The organism is Paenibacillus sp. QJM3NY_38, from assembly GCF_056173265.1.
Window position 1 is genome coordinate 108,729 of sequence record NZ_CM149665.1, and the last position, 22,142, is coordinate 130,870.

General features: G+C 54.1%; 14 protein-coding genes and 2 pseudogenes. 13 read left to right on the forward strand and 3 right to left on the reverse strand.

All coding sequences use genetic code 11. The features are described 5' to 3' along the window. Positions 1 to 47: 47 nt before the first annotated feature. Together AC0VZ8_RS00520 and AC0VZ8_RS00525 are read right to left on the reverse strand one after the other, a co-directional pair. Positions 48 to 2,297: a heavy metal translocating P-type ATPase gene (locus tag AC0VZ8_RS00520; protein ID WP_475485715.1), complete on the reverse strand. Its 2,250-nt coding sequence runs from the start codon at positions 2,295 to 2,297 to the stop codon at positions 48 to 50. Then, a complete protein-coding gene (locus AC0VZ8_RS00525; RefSeq protein ID WP_009595554.1) occupies positions 2,298 to 2,681 on the reverse strand; it encodes an ArsR/SmtB family transcription factor in 384 nt (127 codons plus the stop codon). Between the two features lie 399 nt (positions 2,682 to 3,080). Between AC0VZ8_RS00525 and AC0VZ8_RS00530 the strand changes: the two genes are divergently transcribed. Continuing rightward, entirely contained in the window at positions 3,081 to 3,959 is an 879-nt protein-coding gene (locus tag AC0VZ8_RS00530) for a hypothetical protein (RefSeq protein WP_475485716.1), read from the forward strand. Between the two features lie 107 nt (positions 3,960 to 4,066). Here AC0VZ8_RS00530 and AC0VZ8_RS00535 read toward each other — a convergent pair whose 3' ends face one another. After that, positions 4,067 to 6,127 (reverse strand): transglycosylase domain-containing protein, encoded by a 2,061-nt coding sequence (locus AC0VZ8_RS00535; protein WP_475485717.1) that lies wholly within the window; start codon positions 6,125 to 6,127, stop codon positions 4,067 to 4,069. A gap of 332 nt (positions 6,128 to 6,459) precedes the next feature. Between AC0VZ8_RS00535 and speE the strand changes: the two genes are divergently transcribed. From speE to AC0VZ8_RS00595, 12 genes and pseudogenes are all read left to right on the forward strand, one after another. Continuing rightward, complete coding sequence (speE, locus tag AC0VZ8_RS00540) at positions 6,460 to 7,287, forward strand: polyamine aminopropyltransferase (protein ID WP_012818360.1); 828 nt, start codon at positions 6,460 to 6,462, stop codon at positions 7,285 to 7,287. Between the two features lie 18 nt (positions 7,288 to 7,305). Next, positions 7,306 to 8,176: pseudogene (gene speB / locus AC0VZ8_RS00545) on the forward strand (agmatinase). A 393-nt stretch (positions 8,177 to 8,569) separates the two neighbouring features. After that, complete coding sequence (locus AC0VZ8_RS00550; RefSeq protein ID WP_475485718.1) at positions 8,570 to 9,055, forward strand: SRPBCC domain-containing protein; 486 nt, start codon at positions 8,570 to 8,572, stop codon at positions 9,053 to 9,055. Between the two features lie 514 nt (positions 9,056 to 9,569). Beyond that, positions 9,570 to 10,535, forward strand: coding sequence for an ABC transporter permease (locus AC0VZ8_RS00555; protein ID WP_475485719.1), 966 nt, complete (start codon positions 9,570 to 9,572; stop codon positions 10,533 to 10,535). Then, positions 10,535 to 11,403: pseudogene (locus AC0VZ8_RS00560) on the forward strand (carbohydrate ABC transporter permease). Before AC0VZ8_RS00555 ends, AC0VZ8_RS00560 begins: the two are co-directional and overlap by 1 nt. Positions 11,404 to 11,486: 83 nt before the next feature. Then, positions 11,487 to 13,028 carry an extracellular solute-binding protein gene (locus AC0VZ8_RS00565; RefSeq protein WP_260069599.1) on the forward strand — a complete coding sequence of 514 codons (1,542 nt, stop codon included), beginning with the start codon at positions 11,487 to 11,489 and terminating at the stop codon, positions 13,026 to 13,028. Positions 13,029 to 13,035: 7 nt separating this feature from the next. After that, entirely contained in the window at positions 13,036 to 14,337 is a 1,302-nt protein-coding gene (locus tag AC0VZ8_RS00570; protein ID WP_260069600.1) for a Gfo/Idh/MocA family protein, read from the forward strand. Next, the gene (locus tag AC0VZ8_RS00575) at positions 14,327 to 15,631 is read left to right on the forward strand and encodes a hypothetical protein (RefSeq protein WP_475485720.1); all 1,305 of its coding nucleotides are present in this window, start codon (positions 14,327 to 14,329) and stop codon (positions 15,629 to 15,631) included. Before AC0VZ8_RS00570 ends, AC0VZ8_RS00575 begins: the two co-directional genes overlap by 11 nt. Further along, complete coding sequence (locus tag AC0VZ8_RS00580) at positions 15,595 to 16,512, forward strand: glycoside hydrolase family 88/105 protein (protein ID WP_475485721.1); 918 nt, start codon at positions 15,595 to 15,597, stop codon at positions 16,510 to 16,512. The genes AC0VZ8_RS00575 and AC0VZ8_RS00580 overlap by 37 nt, the downstream gene beginning before the upstream one ends. A 69-nt stretch (positions 16,513 to 16,581) precedes the next feature. Beyond that, entirely contained in the window at positions 16,582 to 18,855 is a 2,274-nt protein-coding gene (locus AC0VZ8_RS00585) for a helix-turn-helix domain-containing protein (protein ID WP_475485722.1), read from the forward strand. 21 nt (positions 18,856 to 18,876) lie between these two features. Continuing rightward, positions 18,877 to 20,943, forward strand: coding sequence for a glycoside hydrolase family 65 (locus AC0VZ8_RS00590; RefSeq protein ID WP_475485723.1), 2,067 nt, complete (start codon positions 18,877 to 18,879; stop codon positions 20,941 to 20,943). Between the two features lie 37 nt (positions 20,944 to 20,980). After that, a complete protein-coding gene (locus tag AC0VZ8_RS00595) occupies positions 20,981 to 22,126 on the forward strand; it encodes an oligogalacturonate lyase family protein (RefSeq protein WP_475485724.1) in 1,146 nt (381 codons plus the stop codon). Positions 22,127 to 22,142: the final 16 nt, after the last annotated feature.

The following is a 22,142-nucleotide window of genomic DNA, read 5'->3' on the forward strand; positions in this document are numbered from 1 at the left end:
AACTAAAAAACCGGAGCTGCCCTGAAAGGGGCGAAGCTCCGGTTATGTTAATATCCTGATTTCAGCTCCCGATCCTTGCCGAGCAGGATGGTGAGACCAAGCAAGGTAACGATAATGGTGGCGCCCATGTCCGATATGATTGCAATCCAAAGGGTCAGCCATCCCGGGATCGTAAGCAGCAAAGCAATAGCCTTCAGCGACAAGGAAAGTCCGATATTCCACTTGATAATCTGATTGACCCGTCTTGCCGTCTTGATGGCCCCCGGCAGCTTGCCAAGGTGATCCTGCATCAATACAACGTCGGCGGTTTCTATGGCACTGTCAGTCCCTTTCCCCATTGCGATACCCAGATCGGCAGCGGCCAATGCAGGGGCGTCGTTAATGCCATCGCCAACCATGCCGGTTTTTTTGCGGTAAGAAAGCTCCTTGATCTTGGCAACCTTCTGTTCCGGCAGGAGGCTTGCGAATACCCGAGCTACACCGGATTGTTTCGCGATGGCCTGTGCGGACTGCTCATGGTCGCCTGTCAGCATGACCGTATCCGTGATACCGGCCTCGTGAAGCTTGCGGACGACGGTTGCCGTCTCCGGTCTGATCTCGTCGGCAAGGCCGAACTGGCCTAATACGCGATCCTCGCTTACAGCAGCAACAATCGTATAACCTTGGGCCTTCATGCGCCGAATGTCATCCTCCACGGCACGGATATGATCTTGCTGGCCGTTCACATGCTTCAGCACTTCCTCGCTTCCGACCCAGAACAATTTCCCTCCAACTTCAGCCCGAATGCCTTCGCCTGGCAGTACCGTTATCTGTTGAGGTTCATTGAACATGCACTGCGGATTCTTGATCTCCAGATGTTTCATGACGGCTTTAGCCAACGGATGGAGTGACGATTGCTCCAGTGCGCCTACAACGGCATAAAATTTGGTTTCATCATATACCGTCTCTGCATAGACGGCAGGCTCGCCTTTGGTCAAGGTTCCCGTCTTGTCAAAAGCGATGGCTTCCAACCGGCCAAGCTGCTCCAGGTGGACCCCGCCTTTGATCAGAATACCGTTGCGTGCCGCGCGGGTCATCCCGCTGACCAATGCAATCGGAGAGGAAAGGACAAGCGAACAAGGGCATCCGACAATGAGGATGGACAGCCCTTGATAGATCCAGGTCATCCAGGGCTGATTCAGCAGCAGCGGAGGAATCAGCGTAACCGCCAGTGCGATGATCATAATAGCGGGAGTATAGTATTTAGCAAATTTATCGATGAAGAGCTCTGTCGGTGTCTTGCTGTCCTGTGCCTCCTGTACAAGATGCATGATCTTGGCCAGGGAGGAATCCTCATAGGCCTTCGATATGGCGATATAGAGCACACCATCGGTGCTGACACTGCCGCCAAACACAGCATCGCCTTCCCGTTTCGTAACAGGTACCGACTCCCCGGTAATGGCGGCTTCGTTCACCGCCCCGGTTCCTTGGGTTATGGCTCCATCGGAAGGGATCTTCTCCCCAGGTCTTACCCGGACAACGTCTCCGGGAGTGAGACTCTCGATCGGCACGCGCTGGGTTTGACCGTCTTTCCATAGTTCCGCTTCTTTGGGGGCTGCGGCCAGCAGCGCTTCCATCGATTGCCGAGCCCGATTCATGCCGTATCCTTCCAGCAGCTCGTTAAGACCAAACAGAATGGCAACCAGCGTGGCTTCCCGCCACTCCCCGATAATGACGGCACCTATGAGGGCAACGGTCATCAGGGTATCCATATTGAATTTGAAGCGGGTCAGGTTGCGCAGTCCACGTAAAAATGTCGTATAACCGCTCAATATCATGGCACCTGCATATAATGCGATCACGACCGGTTCGGCGGCTTTCCCTTCCAATAGAAAAGTTAGCAGATAAAACGCAGCCGAGATGGACAGCAGCCACTTCATTTTTCGTTCGTTGCCATGACTGTGTTCATGTCCATGTTCGTGGTCGTGTTCTTCTGACGCACCATGAGCGTGCGAGGAAGAGGCGGACTGAACATCTGCGCCGGCAGCCGAAAGGGCTGTTTGGGGAGCGTGAACGATACGGGCTCCATCACTTTTCAAAATGGTTTCTACCCGGCTTAGGTTCACCTGGGGGGAAAGGGTCAGTTTCCCGCTGTTATAACTCAGCCGCGCGTCGCCTCCATGGTCAAGCTTCTGGATCTCCTCTTGCATTTCACGGGTGCAGTTCGGGCACGAGAGGCCCTGAACCTTGTATTCAACAAGTTTGCTGCCACCTGCGTTAGGAGATGTTTTGGGTTGCTGATGGTTGTCCGTGCTCATCTACACCCTCTCCTTCTGGTGCTCCAGCGTCATATGAAGCAATGTCCGGATATGGTCGTCTTTTAGCGAATAGTATACATTCTTGCCAGCCTTGCGCGATTTGGCGATATTCTTGTTCTTTAGCGTGCGCAGATGATGGGAGGCTGTAGCCGTGGAGCTTCCGAGAACTTCAGCCACATCGCAAACGCATAACTCGCCGCCGCGGTCCAGCATATAGGCTACCTTGACCCGCGTCGGGTCGGCCAGCGCCTTGAAGATCTCGGCCATGCCGAGCATATCATCATCCGAAACCGTTTCTTTTAACAAAGCAACCCTCTCGGTTGAAGGGCATTCCGTTTCACACAGCTCCAGAGCCACGTCCTCGTTCATCGTTCGGGCATTCATAAGAACAACCTCCTTGAAATAGGAGCAATAAGTGCTCTTTATTCTATATATTCAAACGTTGATTTGATTGTTAGTCATAATATACCCGATTTACATATGATATTCAAACGAATATTTGATTGTTCACAAGCTTTTCACAGCGCAGCTTATGATTCGGCAAGTCATATCATATGAACCAATTCCGGCGGTTAGGCGCAGCGGCCCTCTCAGAAAATCCTTCCATTTCATTTCACGCCAACTTATACTATTAGCAAAAAGATGTAAAATCTGCACAGGAAGAGTCTGCGCCCAAGTGCCAACATCACATCCTGTACGGGCCATCGTTTCGACTCGAATGTGTACATTATCTAATACCTATCCTTCGATTTGCGGATGTGTATAAACAGGGGAGGCCGGAGTATGTCTTGTCCAATATGTCGATATGAAACGGGAGATGGGAAGTATTGCAAGAAGTGTGGGGCCAGGTTGATTATCGAGGATTCTCCCGTCTTTGCTGCCATGAAGGAGCAAGCCGCTGCGTCGGAAGTTTACGGCGTCGCCAGGCAAGGCGGCAGCATAAATAGGGAGATTCCTCATGTGCGCCAAGGGGAAGCTGCTCTGCCGGTGTATACTCCGCCGGATATTTCATTTCCTACAGCGGGCCGCCAGCAGGGCGAAGAGGAAGAGGGGCCGAATCCTTATTGGACCAGCATAAAATTGTATGGGCAGCTCTATGGGGACCATTTCCTGAAAGGACTAAGGCATCCATTCAGCGCAGCTGCCGTAACGGACAACAGCCAGTTCTTAAACGCAATCGTGTCCATGCTGCTCTATATTGTGTTCTTACCGCTTGCGCTGTACGCAGCGCTTCATCACGAACTGCAGGGACTCCCGGAGGGGGCATTTGTAGATCTTGTCCTGAAGCCTATTGTGTGGATTGCGATTTTCTTGTTTTTGCTGAACGTCTTTACCTTTGCTGCAGTCAAGCTGTCATTTAACCCGGCTGCGAAGCTGAAAGAAGTCATGGCCAGATTCGGCACATTGCTGCCGCTATACCTTGTGTTGTATGCGATCAGTCTGCTGTTCCTGTTTTTGAATGGCGATATATCCAAGGTTATCATCCTTCTAGCGTTCATCAGCACCGTGATGACCGTGCCGTTATGCGTCATGACCGGCTACAAGAGAAGAGTGGCGGGCGGTCTGGATCCGCTGTATGCGATCCTGTTGGTCTACGTTGCAGTCATGCTTGTCATCGTGCTTCTGGGCAGCTCCATGATCGAATATATAAGCATTTTATAAGTAGCCATCTACATAATGAATCGCGAAAAACAAGAAAAACAGCACGCTCTTTATCGGCAACGTCCGGAAAAAGAGCGTGCTGTTTTTTTGACGTGACGGCTATCCGTTTATTCGACCCACCATCGTTTGAAATCCTTCCACCAGGAACGTTCCTCCTGTTTCTCGGCAGCATCTGAAGGGTTAGCCTTCTTGGCGGGCTCCCCGCCTTCATGCTCGTCGCAATACTCCGTAGGCTCCGTCCCTTTGACGAAAACCTCCAGCATTTTGTCCGGACAGCCGGCGCCTGCAAGCTTACCCGTCTTCGGATCTACATACGCGCTGACGACTTCATCGGGGATCGGAAAAATCTTGGGCGGCACGTTCTCCAGTGCCTTCTCCGTATATTGCGCGAAGATCGGCGCTGCGCGCCGTCCGTCGACTTTGCTGATTTCCCGTCCTTTGTCATATCCGACCCATACTGCCGTCGACAGCTCCGGGGTATATCCGACGAGCCAGGCGTCGGTGTCGGTCGTGCCCGTCTTCCCGGCCACCGGCCGTTTCATCAGGGTGGAGACGCGGTTACCCGTTCCGCCGGTCTCGAATACTCCCTCCATCATGCGCGTCATCACGTAAGCTGCAGAAGGCTCAACCACTTGTTCGCCTTCCTCTTCCGGAGCCGTATACAAACTGCGGCCGGCTGCGTCGGTGATGCTCAGCACGGCGACAGGGGAGACTCGCTTGCCGCTGTTAGCCATGACGGCATAAGCGGAGGCCATTTCCAGCGGGCTGACGGGCGAGGTGCCCAAGGCCAGCGAAGGGACAGGCTCCAGCGGACTCGTGATGCCCATTTTTTTCGCCATGTCGGCGACTTTATCCGGGCCGATCTTCATGATGGTATTCACGGCATAGATGTTATCCGAGGCGGCAATGGCTTCCCGCATGGGGATTTCGCCTAAATATTTATCGCCGAAGTTGCTGGGCTGGTACGTTTTGCGATTGTTATCGTAATGAAACAGGGTAGGCTGGCTGTTGAACACGCTGGTGCTCGTCATTTCTTTGGACGCGATGGCCGTTAAGTACATAATCGGCTTAAAGGAGGAGCCGGGCTGCCTGGTTTTGGCCAACGCGTGGTTGTATTGATTCTCGCGGTAATTCTTACCGCCGACCATAGCTTTGATGTGGCCGTTTCGCGGGTCGATGGATACGAGTGCCGTCTCCAGCTCGCTCTTGCTGTCCATGCCCTCGGATACGGCCTCTTCGGCTGCTTTCTGGGCCCGCGGATCCAGGGTGGTATAGATGTTCAAGCCTCCCTGTTCGAGCTGCTGGTCCGTGATGTTCAACTGCTTGGTGACGAGCCCCCGGACATAGTCCCGGAAGTAGGAGGCAATTATTTTATTCTCCTGCCGATCCTGCGGGAGCAGGGCAAGCTTGGCTGAAGCGGCTTTATCCGCCTCGGCCTCCGTGATGAATCCGGTCTCTGCCATGGCATTCAGGACGATCTGCTGTCTTTTGACCGCGTTGTCCATATGATTGTACGGCGAGTAATACGTCGGCCCCTTCGGAATGCCGGCCAGCATCGCGCTTTCGGCCAAGGTCAGGTTTTTTGCCGATTTGCCGAAATACAGCAGCGACGCCGACTCGATGCCGTAAGCGCCGTGGCCGTAATAAATTTCGTTCAGGTACATTTCGAGAATTTGATCTTTCGTATATTTCATCTCAAGCTGGGCGGTGAATTTGGCCTCCTTGAGTTTTCGTGTCCATGTTTTTTCATGAGATAGGTATAAGTTTCGTGCAAGCTGCTGGGTTAACGTGCTCGCTCCCTGTTTGCGATCCATATGCTGCAGGTTGACCAACACGGCCCTGGCCATGCCCTTCATATCGAACCCGGGATGATCATAGAATTTTCGGTCCTCCACCGCCAAGGTGGCCTGAATCAGGAGGGGGGATATGTCCGCCAGGTTCACTTGCTCGGATGTATGTCCCGTGCTTGAGAATGTGGCGATCAAATCTCCCTGGCTGTCGAGCAGACGGGAGTAGCGGGATGTTTCCGCGACCGGCAGCGGCGTTATAAATAAATAGGCGAGCAGAATGCCGCCGGCGATGATGGAAATGCCAAGGAGTACGAACAGAAATGTAGCAAGCCGGACGAAACGACGTTTGCGCTTGGGTGATTTTTTTTGCCCCGGCATCAGATGTTCTCCTTCCAGTCCTTTTGTAGAATCAAGGCCTTTGTGCCGCCAAAAATGGAGATGTGCTCAAATTCTCCTCGGCTGCCTTCTTTTTCTATATAGTATGGGGCTGGAGCGGGCAGGATATTCATGGGAATCCATGAGGATTTTGCTTCTGTCCGTGCGATCTGGAACTTTTGGTTGCAATTTGGGCTTGATTTAATATAATCTAATTTGTTTGGTACAATAGGAAAAGTGTGAAACTGTAAGCTAAAGGCATCTGCCCCGAATAAAGTTTTACGGCTTGGATCTGGACGGCTGAACATTATTCTAGCGGAAAGAAGGTAGTGACGATGGAATTATGGTACACAGAGAAGCAAACCCCGACTTTTGGCATCACGGCTAAAATCCGGGAGACTTTTGTACATGAGAAGACGGAGTTTCAACAACTGGATATGATCGATACCGAGGAATTCGGGCGCATGCTCGTGCTGGACGGTATGGTTATGACTACGATTAAGGATGAATTCGTCTATCATGAGATGGTCGCTCACCCCGCGCTGAACACGCATCCAAATCCGAAGAAGGTTCTTGTCGTCGGCGGAGGAGACGGTGGCGTCATTCGCGAAGTGATCAAGCATCCGGGCGTAGAGAAGGCCGTACTCGTTGAAATTGATGGAAAAGTTATTGAATATTCGAAGCAGTACTTGCCTGAGATCGCCGGCAAGCTGGACGATCCGAAGGTTGAAGTGCTGGTTAACGATGGATATATGCACATTATCGAGCATAAGAACGAATACGACGTCATTATGGTGGACTCCACCGAGCCTGTAGGCCCGGCTGCTCCGTTGTTTGAGCGCGGATTCTATCAAGGGATTTATGAGGCGCTGAAGGAAGACGGTATTTTCGTGGCGCAAACGGACAATCCGTGGTTCAAAGCGGACCTGATTCAGCAGGTCAACAAAGACGTGAAGGAAATCTTCCCGATCGTGCGTGTGTATGGAGCGAACATTCCAACCTACCCAAGCGGTCTGTGGACCTTTACGATGGGCAGCAAAACGTACGATCCGCTTGAAGTGGACGAGTCCACGATTGATGAGATGGATACGAAGTACTATTCGCCTCGTCTGCATAAAGCCGCCTTCGTGCTGCCGAAATTCGTAGAAGACCTGGTGAAATAAGGAGGCGCGCATAAACTGATGAAACTGGATCAAGGTTATTCCGGCAATGTGTTTATTCTGAGCTCCGAGGATTATGAAGGATCCAAGGCTGTCATCTACGGTATGCCGATGGACTTCACGGTTAGCTACCGTCCCGGCTCCCGTTTCGGCCCGGCCCGTATCCGCCAAGCCTCCGTTGGCTTGGAGGAGTACAGCCCGTACTTGGATAAGAGCATTGAAGATATGACGTATTTCGATGCAGGCGACCTGATGCTGCCCTTCGGCAATGCCGGCCGCAGTCTTGAAGTGATCGGCGATTATGTAGGCAAGCTGCTCGACGACGGGAAGTTCCCGATCGGACTCGGCGGAGAACACCTCGTATCGTGGCCGATTATTCAGAAGGTGTATGAGAAGTATCCGGATCTCATTCTGATCCATATCGATGCCCATGCCGACCTGCGCGAGCATTACGAGGGAGAGCCGTTGTCCCACTCCACGCCGGTCCGCAAGGCGGCGGGCATCATGGGCGGCAAGAACATTTATCAGTTCGGCATCCGTTCCGGCTCCCGCGAGGAGTTCCAATACGGACGCGAGAACATCAATTTCTACCCGTTCGAGGTAGCCGCTCCGCTGAAGGAAGCTTTGCCTTCCATGGGCAACCGTCCGGTCTACGTGACCATCGACATCGATGTGCTGGATCCGTCTGCCGCACCGGGCACCGGTACGGCAGAAGCCGGCGGCATCACGTCGAAAAGAGCTGCTGGAAGCCGTACATCTGATTGCAAACTCCGACGTGAACGTTGTTGGCTGCGATCTCGTGGAAGTGGCGCCGATCTACGATCCGACCGAGCAGACCCAGATCGTGGCTGCGAAGCTGATTCGCGAGATGCTGCTGGGATTCGTGAAATAGTCCACCCACCCAAACCCTCCCTGCCAGGGAGGGCCCCAAGGGCGCTGCCCTCTGGACACCCGGAACTTTGGTGTTCGGAGTGGGTATGAGGATATGGGCGGGGCTGGTGCTTGTGCCCGGCCACCACTCGGTCTCCCCTGCGGGGACGCCCTCGTGGCCTCTTGTCCGCCCATATATTAGCCGAGGCTATTCGCCCCTCGGCTGTTGAAGAAAAAGCAAGCCTCCCCTACCTAAGCCTTCGGCTATCGGGGTCGGCTTGCTTTTTCGCGTGGGCGTGTCCCCCTCGAATGGCTCCCCTACGGGAACGCCTTGCTGAGTAATTGAGAAGAAATCCTCGGCGATTCTATGATGTAAACTCAAGGTAGATTCAAATTCATTAAGGAGGGTTACATCATGACGAATGCTTCGAGCAAGAAGAGAACCGATACGGCATCAAGTGTTATTATGGCGTCGCCGTCTACGATTTATCAGGCATTCTTGAATCCGGAGGCGCTGGCTTCGTGGCTTCCGCCAAAAGGGATGACAGGCCATATCGACACGTTTGATGCCCGCGAGGGTGGGACTTATCGAATGATCCTCACCTATAACGATACCGATCACTCGGCACCCGGTAAGTCTTCGGACAATACGGACGTCATTGAAGGAAAGTTTCTGGAGTTTGTTCATGATGAGAAGGTTGTGCAGCTGGTCGAATTTGAGTCTGAGGATCCCAATTATGCGGGGTTTATGAAGATGACATGGGCATTGGAGCCGCTTACGGAAGGCACCCAAGTCACGATCGTGTGTGAGAATGTGCCCGAAGGCGTACGGAAGGAAGATCACGATGAAGGCTTGAGGTCCACCCTCGAGAATCTCGCTGAATCTACGGAGGGACAATAGACGGTGGCTCGGCTGTATAACGAAACAAACGATTTGTGATGAGGCAGTTCATGGACAAGCCGTTTTGTAGATTTTACCGAGTTTAAGCCCTGAATGTTAGACTAGTTGCAATGATATTGGAAACAGGAGAGAGCAGCATACAAATTCATCTATGGCTTACTTGCGGTCATGGTCGTCTTAACACTAATTTATATGTTTTTCATAACAACATCTGAATGAAGAACCAGCCACCTTCTCTATTGCTGCAGGTAGCTGGTTTTTTTCTTTCCGGATGCAACCAAACCCATCCTCCATCCCATCAACAAATCCTTTTTACCCTCCCTCCCTTTGCTTGCTCCTCTCCTAATTTAAAGTTCGACTTCAAGTCCATTCATGGGTACACGGTACGCGTAGTTGTGGGAAGAATCGGCGATCTGCTCATTGCGTGTCGGATTGAACGATTGTGCCGATATACCGGAAGCCGTTAATATTGGCGTTACATCGACCATATCGACGAAAAGGAGGTACGAATACGATGGCAGCCCAGTCACCCGAAATAAAGCGCGAGGATTTGACAACCGCCCGGCACCCAGGGACATCCCGCAACCGGTACATAGCCAACATCCGCAAGCATTGGATGCTGTATCTCATGATCATTCCCGGAATTCTCTATTATATTGTGTTTAAATATGTACCGCTGGCGGGCAGTGTCATCGCATTTCAGGACTATCAGATTTTCAAAGGCATCCTTGGCAGTCCGTGGGTGGGCCTGGACAACTTTGGGTTTATTTTTTCATATCAGGATTTCTACAACGTGCTGCGCAATACGGCGGTGATCGCTTTCTATCAGCTTGTTTTTGGTTTTCCGGCCCCGATCGTGCTGGCTCTGCTGTTCAATGAAATCCGCATCATGCTGGCGAAGCGGGTTGTGCAAAGCATGTTCTATCTCCCGCACTTTTTATCATGGGTCGTTGTCGGCGGGATCGTTTTCGAGCTGTTGTCCAACCAAGGCGTTGTGAATGCGGTGCGGGACTGGTTCGGCTACGAACCCATTCTGTTCATGCAGGAGGAGCGGTATTTCCGAGGGATTGTCGTCCTGTCCTCGATCTGGAAGGAAGTTGGCTGGGGCACGATTATTTATTTGGCTGCCATCGCCGGCATCAATCCGAATTTATATGAAGCAGCTGTCATGGATGGAGCGAGCCGGTGGAAACAAACGATCTATATTACGCTGCCCACCATGTTTCCGACGATTCTGGTGCTGTTCCTGCTGCAGATCGGTAACTTCCTGGAGCTCGGCTTCGATCAGATTTACAATTTACTGACACCGATGACGTACTCGGTTGGGGATATCATCGAGACATACGTCTATCGTGCGGGTGTGCTTCAGGGGCAATACAGCATGACGACGGCCATCGGGCTGTTCCAGTCTGTCATTGGGTTTATACTGCTGTGGATTTTTAACCGATTGGCCAGAAAAACGGATCAGGGGTTGTGGTGATGAAAGCGACATTCGGAGAAAAAATGTTTCAGATGCTGAATTATGTGTTTCTGTTCGCTGCTGCGGTGACGATGCTGTTCCCGCTTCTTCAACTGCTTGCCGTATCGCTCAGCTCCCCGGTAGCTGCCGATTCGAAGGAAGTATTCCTGCTGCCCGTGGAGTTTACAACCGCATCTTGGGAGCATGTATTAAAAAATAAAGGCTTGTGGACATCTTTTGGGATTACCGTATATATTACGATCGCCGGGACACTGCTCAGCATGCTGTTTTCGGTCATGACGGCATACCCGCTCTCACGACGGGAATTTCTGATCCGCAAACAGGTCATGTTCGGCATTGTGTTAACGATGATTTTCAATGCGCCGATGATTCCGTTTTTTTTGACCGTTCGCGAGCTTGGCATGATGAATTCCCTGTGGGCGCTCATTATTCCCGGCCTGGTTGGGACGTTTAACATGATCATTATCCGGACCTTTTTCATGGGCATTCCCAGTGAGCTGGATGATTCGGCTCGAATCGACGGATGCAGCGAGTTCGGCATATTGTTCCGCATGTATTTGCCTTTGTCCAAACCGGTCATGGCGACGGTCAGTCTGTTTTACGCAGTCGGATATTGGAACACCTTCTCCCGTGCCGTGCTGTTTATAAGGGACCCGGAGAAATGGCCGCTTCAAATGAAGCTGAGAGCATACCTCCAGTCTCCCGAGGAGCTGGCTGCGGTCAATCTGTTTCTTGGGGATTACGATTTCAACACGACAACATTGAAAGCGGCAACAATCCTGTTTGCTACCATTCCGATCATTCTGGTATACCCGTATCTGCAAAAATACTTTGTCAAAGGGCCATGCTGGGTTCGTTAAAGGAATAAAGCAAAGCGAGGCATGCGATATGAAATCGGTCTTACGGCCGGTTTGATATAACTACCAATCCGAAAAAGGGGAGGATTTACTCATGTCGAAATGGTTTTTCCAAAAAGGGGCATGGAAACCGGCGCTCACGGCGACACTTGCGGCAGTCATGCTGTTTGGCTGCGGCGGCAAGGGCGACGGCGAATCGCAATCGGGCCAGAGTGGGGAGGGAAATCAAGAACTTACACAGGTAAAGGTGTTCAAAAGCCACATGGGTGTCGGCACGATACCGGGTGCAGATAATCCGCATGTCCAATATGTGGCGGAACGGACCGGCGTGGAATATCAGCTGGTAACGACCCCGCCGGGCTCGGAGCCGACTGAATATCTCAATCTGATGATTGCATCCGACGACTTGCCGGATATTCTTCGCCCGATCGGCGGGATCGAGCAGACCCTGATCCGCCAAGGAGGTGCGCTGGCACTGGACGATTTGCTGCCCCAGTATGCCCCGAATGTCTGGAAGAATATCCCGCAGGAGGCATGGGATGTCGTTCGATCCGCTTCACCGGACGGCAAAATCTATTATGTGCCTAAAGTGTTCCTGGTTCCGGAAAGAGCACCGCTTATCCGTCAGGATTGGCTTGACAAGGTAGGCATGTCCATGCCGAAGACTACGGAGGAATACAAGGAGGTGCTGCGAGCCTTTCTTGACAAAGACCCGAACGGCAACGGCCTGAAGGACGAATTGCCCACAACAGGCCGCGAATTCGGCAAATGGATGGATCATTTGTTTGCCATGTTCGGTGTCGCGATGTGGGAGGGGAATCCGGAATGGGACGTCTACGACGATAAAATCCAGTATGCCGGCGTAACGGACAATATGAAGGCAGCCATTGCATTTGCCCGTGAGTTATATGACGAGAAGCTGCTGGACAATGAGACGTTTCTGAACAAGGGTGATGTATGGACGGCGAAAATCAATAACAATTTGGTTGGCAGCTGGTACCATCTTCCCGCGAACCTGCGCGACCGGTTTACAGCCATGCAGCAAAAAGCACCAGATGCTTATATCGTTGGCATGCCGCTTCCAAAGGCCGACGGGTTTGAGGGCTTTGTCACGCAGAAGAGCATGGGCGAGCCGGAGTGGATCATTCCGGCAAAGGCCCAGGATAAAGCCCCTGCAGCCTTGAAGCTGCTCGATTTCTTCTATGATCGGTCGAATGACGAGTTTATCCGCTTTGGCATCGAAGGACAGCAGCATGAAGTTGTCGACGGCAAAAAAGTGCTGCTTCCGGCAGAGGACAGCCGTCCGCTGGCGCTTGGCATGCGCAACCTGACAACGAAGGAGGACATGGACATTCGGATTCAGGAGACGATTCCGGAAGACATGCAGCAGATGGTGAAGGATATATTCGAGGTAAGTACCGCAGACGCGAAGCGGATCGCCGGAGACGGACTTCCGAGTACGGTGTATGAAGGCTTCCCGGATATCCAATCGCATAAGCTCTTTCAGGAGTATGTAACCAAGATCGTTATCGGCGAATGGCCGCTGGAGAAGTTCGATGAATTCGTCGACCGCTGGTATAAGGCAGGGGGAGACGAAGTGACGAAGAGGGTAGAGGAATGGTACTCAAGGATGTGATCATACAGTGAAAAAGAAATATGCCATATGCGGTGTAAGCGGTCGTGCGCTCGGCATGTTCGCCAAGCCGATTCTGACGACCCATGCCCGGCGCTGCGACCTGGTCGGCATGCTGGACTGTGATCCGGCCCGCTTCGAACTGTATCGCTCCCGCTTCCCCGAACATACCGCCGTTGCAACTTACGGTGAAGAGGAATTCGGGAAGATGATCGACGAGACTAAGCCGGATGTGGTCATCGTGGCGGGGCGCGACGATACGCATGCGCGTTATATTGTTGCCGCCCTGGAAAGGGATTTGGATGTCATCACGGAAAAACCGATGGTCACGACGGGTAAGGACGCCCGGCGTGTGCTGGATGTGGAGCGGGTGAGCAAAGGCTCGGTGACGGTCACGTTTAATTACCGCTACACCCCGATTCACACCAAAATCAAAGAGATGGTATGGGAAGGTAGGCTCGGTCGGATTACATCCGTCGATCTCAACTGGTATTTGGACACATATCACGGCTCCAGCTACTTCAAACGGTGGAACCGCCGGCGCGAAATGTCAGGAGGTCTCTCCATCCACAAAAGCACGCATCATTTCGACCTCGTGAACTGGTGGATCGGACAGAAGCCGGTAGAGGCCTTCGCCTACGGGGCGCTCCATTATTACGGCGCTGAAGGGGAGCTTAATCCCGGCAAAGAAGCCGGTCGTCATTGCGGAACCTGCCTCTCAGCCAGCCGCTGCGCCTATTACTCACGCTGGAACGCAAGTCATGTGCCGGATGACCATCTCGGTCTGCTGGAGAGCGGAGGGCCGCAGTTCCCTTATACAGGCTACCGCCCGGACCGGTGTATTTTTGATGATGAGATCGACATCGAGGATACGTATGCGGCCACCGTCAAATACGACGGAGGAGCACTGCTCAGTTATTCCGTCAACTTTTCGCTGCCGTATGAAGGGTATCGCCTGGCGATCAACGGTACGAAAGGCCGGCTGGAGACGATGGAGTACCATGCTCCGTCCAGAACCCCTTTTCCGACGCCGGTCCAGACGATCGACTACTTCCCGTTGTTCGGCTCCAAGGAAACCATCCATGTCGTTCATCGGGAAGGCGGCCACGGGGGAGGCGACCCGCTGCTGCTGAATGACCTGTTTCTCGGTGAGAACCGGGAAAGGCCGTTCCCGATTTTGTCCGGTGCTGTGGATGGCGCCTATTCTGTGGCAGCGGGGGAAGCCGTGTGGCGTTCCGTGAAGGAACACCGTCCGGTGGCGATAGCGGATGTTCTGGGCGGGTGGAAGGAGAGTGAGCCTATTGAACGATAAAGGATATTTTGACCCGGCGGAAAGCCTGGCTTCCCAAACAGAGGGCAGTAACATTGAGCATGCGCTTATGGTCATTGCCCAGCGTTATGTCGGTGACCATCCGCCTCATGCACCGGTTTACCGGGTGACGCGCAAGAGTCCGATCCGCAAGCGGGCCGACCACCGCTATCAGCTCCCCATCGCGGATATGTTCCCCGAAATGACGGAGAGCCAGGTGGTCTACGCCTGGACGAAGCTGTGGGCGGCTGAGCCGCAGAGCTTTCCCTTTCTGATGGAATGGACGGGGCATGTCCGGCTGTACCATAACGGCCGGAAGCGGTTCGGATCGGCGCCAGGGGAAGAAGCGACAGCGGACGGATTGCCCCTGAAGCTGGGGATTCAGCTTACCAAGGGGTGGAATCACTTCGTTCTGGAATTCCGCCGGGGCCCAAGCGGCTGCAGAGCGGTATTTGGCACAAGCAACCGCAAGAACAAGCCGTTTCACTTTCTGGCTCCTTCCATGGAGCGGGAAGGTGAGGAAGGATGGATTGTGACGGTGCCGCTGGACCGGGCGCTTGCCCGCATCCCCGATTCAATGGAACGCGAATCATGGACGGGGGCACAGTGGCTGCCCGTGCTTGCAAAACACGATAGGGAAGCAGATCGCGGCCCGATGTGGAGAATGTACGGGCGGAAGCCGGGGTATGCCGCTTACGCCTGGACTGCCGTTGTCAACCGGACCCTGGCGGCCAAGAAGGTGACTTTGTCGGGAACCTCCTATGGCCCGGTCCGGTTTGAATGGAACGGCAGGGAGGTTTACGCCAGCCGCGAGGCAGGCACGTTCAGTATCGTCATCGATGTGCCTCCGGGCCGCGGGGAGCTTACCGCACGCTGCGAATGCGGTGCAGAGGGCTGGGGGTTTGAGATCGGCGAAGCATCGCCTGAAGGGATGCTGATCGCTCCGCGAAGGGTGCACGGCTTGACCGGAGAGTGGCTTTATCTGGGTCCGTTCAGCGCAGAAGCCGATCTTGAGCTGTCCGACTATTTTGGTCTGGACACGGTCGCTGTTGACGGCGGAGAGAGACTGTTCTGGACAGGGAGCGAACCGGGAGCGTACGTGAGGCCGTTTTTGGAGAATGAGCTTTTTGGCCGCTGGAATTATCCGCTCGGCGTCACAATGTACGGCTTGCTGGAACGGGAAGGCTGCTTAATCGCCTGGACATCCAGGAATATGTACTCCGCCACGTCGAGTTTACCGCGGGCCATTACGAGTATTCCTTGTGGGACCGCGCGGAATTCGGTGCGGCAGGGCTGAACAACCAGCTGTCCGACATTGACAGTCTGGACGATTGCGGATCATTTGGCGCGCTAGCCATTCTTGCAGACCGAATTCGATCCTTGAAAGGGGTGCGCAAGGCAGCGGACGATATCGCCCGGTACATCATGGATACACAATCACGTCTTGCGGACGGGGCGCTTTATCGCGAGGTCGGCGTTTCCCCAAGCATGCACCTGACGATGTGGTGCGACGACATGTACATGAGCGTACCGTTCCTGTGCCGATACGCTGAGCTGTCCGGCGATTCCCGCTATCTGGACGAAGCGGCACGCCAGCTTCTGCTGTATAAGTCATACCTGTACATGCCGGACCTGCAGTTAATGTCGCACGTATACGATGTACGTCGTGGGCAGCCTTCCCGGACGGTATGGGGACGGGGCAACGGATGGGTGTTTTTCTCACTGTCAGAGCTGCTTGCCGTGCTTCCGGTCGGCCATCCCGACTATGTGGAACTGCTTCTTTTTTATCGCAGTCTGGCGGAGGGATACCTCTGCGTGCAGGGAATGCATGGGTTATGGCACCAAGTGCTGACGGACCCTGAATCCTATGAGGAAGCCTCCTGTACCGCAATGTTTATTTTTGGTTTGGCGCGGGGGGGACGCCATGGCTGGCTGGAGAATCCGGATCCGTACTTGAAATCTGCCATTGCGGGGTGGGACGGTTTAACCAGCAGAGCCATCGACCGCAGTGGAAATGTGTACGGTGTGTGCAAGGGCAGCAGCTGGTCAACCTCCCATGCTTATTACAAGCACGACTTATCGTGGAACTTGAATGATACGCACGGAATCGGCATCGTGCTGTTGGCCGGGGTCGAGCTTCTTGAATTCATGCGGTCAAACCATATTGTAAACGCTTAAGTTTACGTGACGGCAGGAGCGGATCGTGAGCTATAATGGAACCATTCTGGTAGTAAAGCGGGGGTTGATATGTTCCAATCGATCGGCAAGTGGCTAAAATACACGCTGGCCCATACGCAAGCGCGGCTGGTGCTCATTTTGACCGTTTCCGTTTTTATGATCATTTTGGCCGTCAGCCTGACCTCATATTACACCTCCAAATCGGTGCTTCAGGAAGAGCTCAGCGAGCCGCAGCACCAAATGCTGCAGATCAGTATGAAATATATTGACGATTTAATCCGGGAGAGCGACAAAATTGCGGTCCAGGTCGCGGTGAATGACTATATCTATGATTTTCTGACTAGCGAGAATCAGAACTCGGTGGCCAATATATCGACATTGTACCGACTGCTATCCACCTGGATCAGCAATTCGAAATACATTAACAGCATATACGTATACGATGTCGAGCGGGGAAGCTTTATTTCGCTTCCGCAGGGGTATAGCTCTAGCAGGCTCACCTTCGTGGATTCCGAATGGACCAGTATCGCTGACGAATTCGGGGACGACATGATGATCATCCGAAAAAGGCATGTCCCGGAGGGAGCAGGCAATAAAGGGTCGGAGCTGACGCTGTTCCGCAAAATCATGATCCAGGGCCGATTAAGAGGTGTCGTAGCGGTCAATTTGCGGGATGCGGAACTATTCGCAAAACTAAACCCGCCGGCGCTGTCGCAGCTCGACAGCATGAGGTACATCGTGGACCAGCATAACAACATTCTTTATTCGGTTTCGAACTCGGAATTCAAACCGGAAGCCGTGAGGCAGGCGCTGCACGAGCTGAAGGAGGACCGCTTCGGCGATTTTTTCCATGAGGGGCGGAAGCTGCTGGTCAACCAGATCGAATCGCCGCTGACCGGATGGAAATACGTATCCATCGTCTCCCAGGACAGCTTGCTTGCCCAGTCCAAAAAGGTGCGAGACACGGTGCTGTATGTATCGGTGGCGGCACTTGCACTCGGCTTGCTGACCATTCTATACGTAAACTCCGCGGCCTTTCGTCCGGTGCGCAGACTTAAGCAGCTGTTCAGTGCCTACGACGGGAAAGCGACCAGCCCGGATCGCATCGATCTGGAAAAGCTGGCCGGCGAACTGCTCAGCAATCATGCGCATCTGTCTCAGTTGATCCGCGAGACGATATCCGATGCGGCTTCCAAGTTTCTGTATGACATTCACTCGGGTCATATGAGCGGCAGACGCGAAATTCGCGAGAAGTGGAGACGATATTTCGCGGAATGGACGGATGCACCCGTCACGGTAGCGGTGCTGTCGATCGACCGCTACGATTCGTGGTCGCGCAGATTTCCGGCCAGTGACCACTCGCTGCTGAAGTTTGCGCTCGCCAATATTATGGCAGAGCTGCATGAGCCCGAATGGAGGGTGGCCTGCGCCGATTTTGGGGCGGATCGGATGGCTATCCTGCTGCAGCCGCGGAGCGGCGAAACGCGGCCTCCGCTGGTCGAGGCGATCGAAACGGTGTCCCGTTTGCTGAAATTCAGTGTATCCGCCGGCGTGAGCATGCCACAGAGTGAGGTTTGCCGGTTAAAGCAGGCCATGCTGGAAGCGGAGAATGCGTTAACCTACCGTTTATATAAAGGGTATGGTCAGCTCGTGCCGTTTCAGGATGTATCCAGTCACGAGGTGACGGATATACAGCCGCAGGAAGATGGCGTGCGGGAGTTGATGACGGCTGTGGAGACCGGTGATGGGGAGCGGGCTATAGAGCTGCTTGGGCGTATTATTGGCGATATCCGCAGCCATTACTGGTATCCTTCGGAGGCGCTTGCCTTGCTTCAGGCGCTGCTGGAACGTCTTAAAGGGATATGCCCCGGCGACGATGGTTCCGAGGGGGATCCGGCCGGTCGGCTGGGCACGCTGTACATCGAAGATATCGAGGCGGAGCTTTCCGGCCTGATTTCGGCCTTGGCCGACCGCTACCGCCGTTTAATCGGCAGTAAGGATTTTTTGATGTGCCAGCGGATGATTGAATTCATGGAGCAGCACCTCGGCGATCCGATCGGCATTCCGGAAATTGCGGAATCGACCGGCATCAGCAGCAGCTTGGCCAGCCAGCTTTTTAAGCAGGAAACAAACGAAACGATCTATAACTACTTAACCCGGCTGCGGATGGAGCGGGCTAGCGAGCTGCTGGTCAAAACCGACCGCAAAATATCCGATATCGCCCAAATGGTCGGTTACCAGCATGAAAACAGCTTCATTCGCAGCTTCCGCAAATTCAAGGATATCACCCCGGGCAAATACCGGGATATGATGAGAACCCGGATAGACGCCTTGTTTGAATGAAGGGCCGGGAAGGGAGGAGCTATGGAGATGGAGAGAGAGCAGATTGTTAGGCGGCATAATCCTGAATTCGACAGGCTAGATCCGCTTTCGCCACTGTCGGTAGGCAACGGGGAATTTGCGTTTACCGCAGATATTACCGGGCTGCAGACATTTCCAGAACAATACGAGGTGCCGCTTGGCACCCAGTCGAACTGGGGCTGGCATTTTACGGGGGGGCGCGAAAGGTTCTCCGCGAAGGATGCAGCGTTGCAGATGTTCGAGACCCACGGCCGGCAGGTCGGCTATCCGATGAAGCCGGGGGATAAGCCGGAAGCTTACCAATGGCTGCGGCAAAATCCCCACCGTCTTCACCTAGGCCGGCTGTCGTTCCGATTTCTGGACGAAGCGGGAGAAGAGCTCGATTACAGCGCTGCAGGCCAATTCCGTCAAAACCTCGATCTGTGGACGGGCATTCTATCGAGCAAGTTCGAAATTCGCGGCGTGCCGGTCGAAGTTACGACGGCGTGCCACCCGGATGCTGATATTATAGGCGTGCGGGTTGTCTCGCCCCTCATCCGGGAAGGGCGGCTTCAGGTATTTATCCGCTTCCCCGCACCGGATATGACGCATTCGTCTTGGTCGAAATCGGTGTTTCCCGATTGGGAAAACGATCAACGACATGATACCGTTCTCGTCCGGCAGGAGGAAGGAACGGCCTTGATTGAGCGGACGCTGGACGAAGAACGTTATTCGGTCCGCTGGCATTGGAGCTCTGGCCGGTTGGAGCAGACGGAAACCCATGAATTTACGCTGTTTCCCGGCGAATCTCCTGATCAATCTTCGGAGGAGCTGGCGTTTTCCGTCGGCTTTGCAGCTGGGTCGCCCGGTGCAGCTGACTTTGAGGCCATCGTTCCGGCCAGCGTCCGGCACTGGGCATCCTTTTGGCAGAGCGGCGGTGCAGTCAGCTTCGCTGGCAGCTCCGATCCGCGAGCCTTTGAGCTGGAGCGACGCGTTGTCTTGTCGCAATGGTTATGCGCCATTCACAGTGGGGGCTCTATGCCGCCCCAGGAGACCGGTCTTATGTATAACAGCTGGTTTGGCAAATCGCATTTGGAGATGCATTGGTGGCATGCCGCCCATTTCGCGCTATGGGGCCGGGCTCCCATCCTGCGGAGAAGTTTGGACTGGTACAACGCCATACTGCCGTTCGCCCGCGAACTGGCGCTATCCCAGGGATACGAGGGAGCGCGCTGGCCGAAAATGGTCGGTTTTGACGGCATCCCGTGCCCGTCGCCGGTCGCTCCGGGCTTGATCTGGCAGCAGCCGCATCCGATCGCCATGGCGGAGCTGTGCTATAAGGCCGACTCAGCACAAGAAACGCTGCGCCGGTTCCGTGACATCGTCTTTGAATCGGCTGACTTTATGGTTTCCTATGTTCACTGGAATGAGACAACAGGCGCTTTCGATCTTGGACCGCCGCTCATTCCGGCTCAAGAATGTCATCCGATGAATGCAAGCGCGAACCCGCCTTACGAGCTGGAGTATTGGAAATACGGCCTTGATATCGCTATAAAGTGGGCTGATCGGTTGGGAATTCAGCCGAATCCGCGTTGGGCCGAGGTAGCAAGCAATCTGGCGGCACCGCCCCGACTCGACGGCGTTTACCTGGCGCATGAGTTTGCGCCGGACACGTTTACGGAGAAGAATCATGACCACCCGTCCATGCTGTGCGCATTAGGTGTGCTTCCCGGCAAGCTGATCGACCGCGAAACCATGCGGCGTACACTGTGGAAGGTTAAGGATGCTTGGAAATGGGAGACGGCCTGGGGATGGGATTTTCCCGTATGCGCCATGACCGCTGCTCGGCTCGGCGAACGCGATCTGGCTGTCGATTTTCTGTTAATGGACGAAATGAAAAACACGTATTTGCCAAACGGGCATAACTATCAGCGCCCAGGCTTATCCGCTTACTTGCCGGGTAACGGCGGACTGCTTACGGCGGTCGCCATGATGGCCTGCGGCTGGGAAGGCGAGGAGGACCCGAACGGCCCGGGATTTCCGGCAAGCGGCTGGACGGTGCAGTGGGAGGGGCTGAAGCCGTGGCTATAGCTTTGGCGTATACAACTTGCGGACAGGAGGGCTGAATATGGCCAAGGGAACGGTGTGGAGGCCGGAACGTAAGTTATACCGCGACCGGTTGACGGGAGTCGAAGTGGTGCAGCTGACCGACTACAAAGCTCACAGTCATCATCTGTACTTTACGGAAAGCGGATGGTATGACGGCGGGAAGCGGCTGTTGTTCGTATCGGACAGGAACAACAGCTCGAACTTGTACAGCATGGATGTCAACAGCGGTGAGATGCTCCAGCTGACGGATTACCCGGACAATGATGCTGTGGATGCTTGTCTGTTACCGGATGGCCGGGCCGCCTTTGTCAAAACGGATCGGAGCGTACGCCGCCTCGATCTGGAAACATTGGAGGAAGAACAGATCTACGAAGCCCCGGAGGGGTACAACATCGGCAATCTGAGCTGTCCTGCGGATGGACGCTCAGTCGTCACCTGCATACAGGAGGATTTGTCCCATCGCATGCCGCTCGATCTGGGCAACGGCTATGTCGGCCATAGGGAGTTGATGGAGGCCGCTCCCCACAGTCGGATCGTGCGGATCGACTCGGAAGGGCAGGAGCAGCCGGAAACCCTATATGAAGCCCATCGTTTTATAACCCATATTAACGCGTCGCCCGTCGAACCATGGCTGATCACCTTCTGCCACGAAGGACCCTGGCATTTGGTCGATCACCGGATATGGGGGCTGGACCTTCGGAGCGGAGAGGCCTGGAGAATTCGCCAGCGCCTTGAACCCGGAGAAAAGGTCGGCCATGAATTTTTTTATCCTGACGGTGTGACCATCGGTTACCATGGCTTCCGTATGGATGGAACTAATTTCTTCGGAAGCATCCGGTATGACAATACGGCGATGGAAGAGACGGATTTCGGCTTTGATACGTGGCATGCGTATGCCGACGGCTTCGGTCAGACCGTTGTCGACGGCAAGGGGGCAATCAAAACCCTCTCCGTATGGCGTAAAGACGCCAAAGGAGTCTATCAAGGGCCAAGGATGCTGTGCGAGCTTCGATGTAGCTTTCATTCCCAGAAGGTGCACGCGCATCCGCGTTTTGATCCGGGCGGTAAACGACTCTTGTTTACAAGTGATAAAAATGGTTATGGCAATCTGTATCTGGTCGACATGCCGGAAGATTTCGATTCACTGCCGCTGCTGTCGGTCTAAAGCGAAGGAGAGGGGA

Bases quoted from the DNA above. Each gene is read 5' to 3' on its own strand.
- AC0VZ8_RS00520 (WP_475485715.1), bottom strand. From the start codon at position 2,297: ATGAGCACGGACAACCATCAGCAACCCAAAACATCTCCTAACGCAGGT.
- AC0VZ8_RS00525 (WP_009595554.1), bottom strand. From the start codon at position 2,681: ATGAATGCCCGAACGATGAACGAGGACGTGGCTCTGGAGCTGTGTGAA.
- AC0VZ8_RS00530 (WP_475485716.1), top strand. From the start codon at position 3,081: ATGTCTTGTCCAATATGTCGATATGAAACGGGAGATGGGAAGTATTGC.
- AC0VZ8_RS00535 (WP_475485717.1), bottom strand. From the start codon at position 6,127: ATGCCGGGGCAAAAAAAATCACCCAAGCGCAAACGTCGTTTCGTCCGG.
- speE (WP_012818360.1), top strand. From the start codon at position 6,460: ATGGAATTATGGTACACAGAGAAGCAAACCCCGACTTTTGGCATCACG.
- AC0VZ8_RS00550 (WP_475485718.1), top strand. From the start codon at position 8,570: ATGACGAATGCTTCGAGCAAGAAGAGAACCGATACGGCATCAAGTGTT.
- AC0VZ8_RS00555 (WP_475485719.1), top strand. From the start codon at position 9,570: ATGGCAGCCCAGTCACCCGAAATAAAGCGCGAGGATTTGACAACCGCC.
- AC0VZ8_RS00565 (WP_260069599.1), top strand. From the start codon at position 11,487: ATGTCGAAATGGTTTTTCCAAAAAGGGGCATGGAAACCGGCGCTCACG.
- AC0VZ8_RS00585 (WP_475485722.1), top strand. From the start codon at position 16,582: ATGTTCCAATCGATCGGCAAGTGGCTAAAATACACGCTGGCCCATACG.
- AC0VZ8_RS00590 (WP_475485723.1), top strand. From the start codon at position 18,877: ATGGAGATGGAGAGAGAGCAGATTGTTAGGCGGCATAATCCTGAATTC.
- AC0VZ8_RS00595 (WP_475485724.1), top strand. From the start codon at position 20,981: ATGGCCAAGGGAACGGTGTGGAGGCCGGAACGTAAGTTATACCGCGAC.